This window comes from Cellulomonas citrea (assembly GCF_009829685.1).
Classification (GTDB): domain Bacteria; phylum Actinomycetota; class Actinomycetes; order Actinomycetales; family Cellulomonadaceae; genus Cellulomonas; species Cellulomonas citrea.
In genome coordinates this window covers 1-4,563 of the sequence record NZ_VWSD01000191.1, presented here as the reverse complement: position 1 = coordinate 4,563, position 4,563 = coordinate 1, and the positions used below count along the sequence as shown (strand labels likewise).

The 4,563-nt window shown below is 74.1% G+C and carries 5 protein-coding genes; 1 reads left to right on the top strand and 4 read right to left on the bottom strand.

Going from position 1 to position 4,563, the window contains the following annotated elements; translation table 11 throughout:
- The 3 genes from F2B26_RS14635 to hrcA form a co-directional block, all read right to left on the bottom strand.
- On the bottom strand, positions 1 to 435 hold a 435-nt coding region (locus F2B26_RS14635), incomplete at its 3' end, for an RsmE family RNA methyltransferase (RefSeq protein WP_201292761.1).
- On the bottom strand, positions 432 to 1,553 hold the full coding sequence (gene dnaJ / locus F2B26_RS14630) for a molecular chaperone DnaJ (protein WP_159810607.1): 1,122 nt from the start codon (positions 1,551 to 1,553) through the stop codon (positions 432 to 434). The genes dnaJ and F2B26_RS14635, both read right to left, overlap by 4 nt.
- A gap of 78 nt (positions 1,554 to 1,631) precedes the next feature.
- Positions 1,632 to 2,651: a heat-inducible transcriptional repressor HrcA gene (gene hrcA, locus F2B26_RS14625; protein WP_159810609.1), complete on the bottom strand. Its 1,020-nt coding sequence runs from the start codon at positions 2,649 to 2,651 to the stop codon at positions 1,632 to 1,634.
- A 181-nt stretch (positions 2,652 to 2,832) separates the two neighbouring features.
- Between hrcA and F2B26_RS14620 the strand changes: the two genes are divergently transcribed.
- Entirely contained in the window at positions 2,833 to 3,693 is an 861-nt protein-coding gene (locus F2B26_RS14620; RefSeq protein ID WP_159810605.1) for a DUF3097 domain-containing protein, read from the top strand.
- A 96-nt stretch (positions 3,694 to 3,789) separates the two neighbouring features.
- Here the strand turns inward: F2B26_RS14620 and F2B26_RS14615 are convergent.
- The coding region (locus tag F2B26_RS14615) for a DUF7847 domain-containing protein (RefSeq protein ID WP_159810603.1) at positions 3,790 to 4,563 on the bottom strand (774 nt) is incomplete at its 5' end.

Below are 4,563 nucleotides of genomic sequence, written 5' to 3'. Positions count from 1 at the left end.
GGACTGCTTGGCCGCCGCGCGCACGGTGCCCAGCCACAGCGCACGGGACTTGGCGGCCCGCTCGCCACGCCAGACCACGACCGAGCGCCGGGCCTGCCACGGCAGCACGGCGTCGACCCCGACCTCGGTCGCCGCCTCGATGGCGCGTTCGTCCCGGTCCCCCTTGGCGAGGGCCTGGACGAGCACCAGCGTGGGGCGCGGCGCGGGCTCGGCGACCAGGTCGAGCACCTCGACGACGACGCCGTCGGACCCGGCCGTCACGACCTTCCCGAGCGCACGCGTCCCGCAGCCGTCGCACAGGTCGATCCGCTCACCGGGCCCGCGCCGCTGCACGACCCCCGCGTGCCGCGCCTCGGCGCCCTGCAGCCGGAACGTGCCGCCGACCGGCACGTCGGCCAGCTCGCCGGGCTCGACGAGGAAGACCGGCGCGCTCACCGTCCGGCGAGCTTGTCGCGGAGCTTGGCGAACACACCGGTGCCGGCTGCGGCGAGCCGTGCCTCCGGCCGCTCCTCGCCGCGCAGGGCGGCCAGCTGGCGCAGCAGCTCGACCTGCTGGTCGTCGGCCGGAAGCGGCACCTGGACGTCGACGTGCACGTGCAGGTCACCACGGCCCGCGCCGTGCAGGTGCCCGACCCCCAGGCCGCGCAGAGTGATCACCTGGGCCGGCTGGGTGCCGGGGCGCAGGTCGACCTCCTGCGGCCCGTCGAGGGTGTCGAGGGTGAGGACGGTGCCGAGCGCAGCCGCGGTCATCGGGACCGGCAGCGTGGCGTGCAGGTCGTCTCCGTCCCGGGTGAACGTCTCGTGCCGGCGCTCGCGCACCTCGAGGTACACGTCACCGGCCGGACCGCCGGCCGGACCGACCTCGCCCTGGCCGGTGAGCTTGATGCGGGTACCGGTGTCCACCCCGGCGGGCACGTCCACCTGCAGCGTCCGACGCGCGCGCACGCGCCCCTCGCCGGAGCACTCGGTGCACGGCTCGGGGATGACGGTGCCGAAGCCGTGACAGGCCGGGCAGGGCTGGTTCGTCATCACCTGGCCGAGGAACGAGCGCGCCACCCGCTGCACCTGACCGCGACCGCCGCAGACCTCACACGTACGCGGGCTGGTGCCCGGCCGGCAGCAGCTGCCCTGGCAGGTCGGGCAGACCACGGCGGTGTCCACCGGCACCTCGCGGTGCACCCCGAAGGTGGTCTCGACGAGGTCGAGGTCGAGCCGCACGAGCGCGTCCTGGCCGCGGCGCGCCCGGGGCACCGGCCCGCGCTGGCCGCCGGTCGCCGCACCGAAGAACGTCTCGAAGATGTCCTGGAAACCGAAGCTCCCGCCGGCCGCGCCACCGGGGGTGGACGGGTCGCCGCCAAGGTCGTACATCCGGCGCTTCTCGGCGTTGCCGAGCACGTCGTAGGCGCGGCTCACGTCCTTGAACCGCTCCCCGGCGCTCGGGTCGTCGCCGGCGACGTCGGGGTGCAGCTCCCGGGCGAGCTTGCGGTACGCCTTCTTGATCTGCTCGGGAGTTGCGTCCCGCGGGACGCCGAGGACGCCGTAGTAGTCGCTCACAGGTGGGGGTGCTCCTTGCCTAGTCGCGGGGCCTGGTTCGCAGGGCCCCGGTCACGGGGCCGGTGGTGGGCCGGGTGCTCAGCCTGCGAGGATCCGGGTGAGGTACCGGGCGACGGCGCGGACGGCGGCGATGGTCCCCGGGTAGTCCTGGCGCAACGGGCCGACCGATCCGATCCGGGCGACGGCGTGTCCGTCACCGTAGCCGGTGGACACGACGGACGTCTCGACCAGGCCCTCGTGCCGGTTCTCCCGGCCGATCCGCACCGCGACCGCCGACCCGTCCTCGGCCATCTCGCTGAGCAGCTTGAGCAGCACGACCTGCTCCTCGAGCGCCTCGAGCACCGGGCCGATGCTGCGGGCGAAGTCCGCCGGCGCCGTGCGGGCCAGGCTGGCGGTGCCGGCCACGACGAGCCGTTCCTCGCTCTCCTGGGCCAACGTCTCGGCGAGCACGGTGACCACAGGTTCGACCAGCAGCCGCTCGGCCTCGCCGAGCTGGCACGCCAGCGAGTCGCGGACCCCGTCGAGGTCGGACAGCCGCAGCCCGACGGCCACGGCGTTGAGGTGCAGCCTCAGCCGCGCGACGGCGTCCTCGTCCACGTCCTGCGCGAGCTCGAGGGTGCGCTGCTCGACCCGCCCGGTCGCGGTGATGATGACGACGAGCAGGTGACGCGCGCCGACCGGGACCAGCTCGACGTGCCGCAGCGCCGACCGGCGCAGTGACGGGTACTGCACGACCGCCACCTGGTGGGTGAGCTGGGCGAGCAGCCGGACCGCACGGTCCACGACGTCGTCCAGGTCGACGGCGTCCTCGAGCAGCGTGCCGATGGCCCGCCGCTCGGCCGCCGACAGGGCGCGCACCTGGGCGAGCTGGTCGACGAAGGTGCGGTACCCCTTGTCGGTGGGCACCCGGCCGGCGGAGGTGTGCGGCTGGACGATGAGCCCGGCGTCCTCCAGGGCGGCCATGTCGTTGCGGATGGTGGCCGGGGACACCCCGAGCCGGTGCCGCTCGGACAGCGCCCGCGACCCGACGGGTTCACGGGTGGCCACGTAGTCCTCGACGATGGCGCGCAGCACGTCCAGCCGTCGGTCGTCGCCCACTGCCACCGCCGTCCACCTCTCGTCGCCCGGTCACGTCCGTGGTGCGCCGCCCCGGACGTGACCGTCGCGAGCGGTAGCACTCACACCTTCCGAGTGCCAATCCTACGCCGGGGTGGCGGACCATCGTCGAGCCCGGCGCGCCCGCCGTGGGCCACGCCGGGCCGCGACCTAGAGTGCGCCGGTGAGCACCGATCGCTACGGCCCGGACGTGCTGGCGCCGGGCAGCCGCACCAGCCACCACCGTCCCGCCCGCACCGCGACACCGGTCCCGGCCGAACGGGGCCTGGTCGTCGAGGACGTGACGACCGGCTGGGTGGGTGCCGTGGTGCGGGTCGAGAAGTCCGGTGGACAGCACGTCGTGGTGCTCGAGGACCGTCGGGGCCGCACCCGCACGTTCGAGCTCGGCGCCGGGTTCTGGGTGGACGGCCAGCCCGTCGTGCTGGTCCCCCCGGTGCGGGCGGCCGCCCCCGCCGCACCCGGCCGGACCGCGTCGGGCTCACGAGCGGTCGCCGGTGCCAAGGCCCGCGTCGCCCGGGCCTCCCGGATCTGGGTCGAGGGCCGCCACGACGCCGAGCTGGTCGAACGGGTGTGGGGTGACGACCTGCGGATCGAGGGCGTCGTGGTCGAGCCGCTGGACGGCGCCGACAACCTGCCCGCGGCGGTGCGGGCGTTCGCGCCCGGGCCCGGCCGCAAGCTCGGGGTGCTGGTCGACCACCTGGTCGCGGGGACCAAGGAGAGCCGGATCGCCGCCGAGGCGGTCCGCGCGGCGCCGCCCGGCACCGTGCTCGTGCTGGGCCACCCCTGGGTCGACGTGTGGGCAGCCGTCCGCCCGCAGCGTGTCGGGCTGGCCGCCTGGCCGACGATCGAGCGCGGGACCGAGTGGAAGGTCGGGGTGCTGCGCGAGATCGGCTGGCCGGCCGACGGGCCGCAGGACGTCGCCCGGGCGTGGCAGCGCATCCTGGGGTCGGTGCGCAGCTATGCCGACCTGGAGCCGGCGCTGCTGGGCCGGGTCGAGGAGCTCATCGACTTCGTCACCGCCTGACGGTCAGCGTCGACCGCCGCTCTTCTCCCCTGCTCGCCCCAGCACGACGGCGCCCCCCGCACCGCACGGGTGCGAGGGGCGCCGGGGCGAACCAGGTCAGGGCGCGACGGGCTCGTTGAGCAGCTTGCGGTACATGTAGGCCGACACCAGGAAGCCGAGCGGCAGCGACACGATGTAGCCGATGCCGCACAGCAGCGAGCCGACGAACTGGATCACGTAGACCACGAGCAGCAGCAGCACCGCGGGGCCGACGTTGTTCTTCGCGAGCTCGAAGCTGGCCTTGAGCGCGTCGACCGCGCCCAGGCCCTTGTCGATGACGAAGAACAGCGTGAACTGCAGGAAGAACGCCGCGACGATGCCCGGCAGGTAGCACAGCGCGGAGCCGATCCCGACGATCACGCCGGTGAGCAGGGCCGCGACGACGATCCGGCCGAAGTCGGTGAACTTGAAGAAGTCACCGAGCACCACCGGTCGGCCGTAGGTGACGTTGAGCGCCCCGCGGATGAACCCCGCCTGGATCAGGTAGCTGAGCAGCACCATGATGAGGACGAAGACACCGGTCGACAGGCTGCCGACTGCGGAGAACCCGACGTTCGACGAGCTGTAGGTCCCGTCGGAGTTGAGCTGGGTCGTGGCCATCGCGCCGGCGAACAGCGCGAAGTAGAAGAGCACCCCGATGATGCTCAGGCCGATGACGTAGATCACGCTGGCGAGGATGAACGGCCCCGCGTTCTGCCACAGCTTGGCCCAGCCGTAGCTGAACGCCTGACCGATGTCGGCGCTCTGCGCCGCGGCGGGCTGCCCGTAGCCGCCGGCGGGCGGCGGGTAGGAGGCGGCCGGGGGCGGGTACGCACCGGCGGGCGGCGGGTA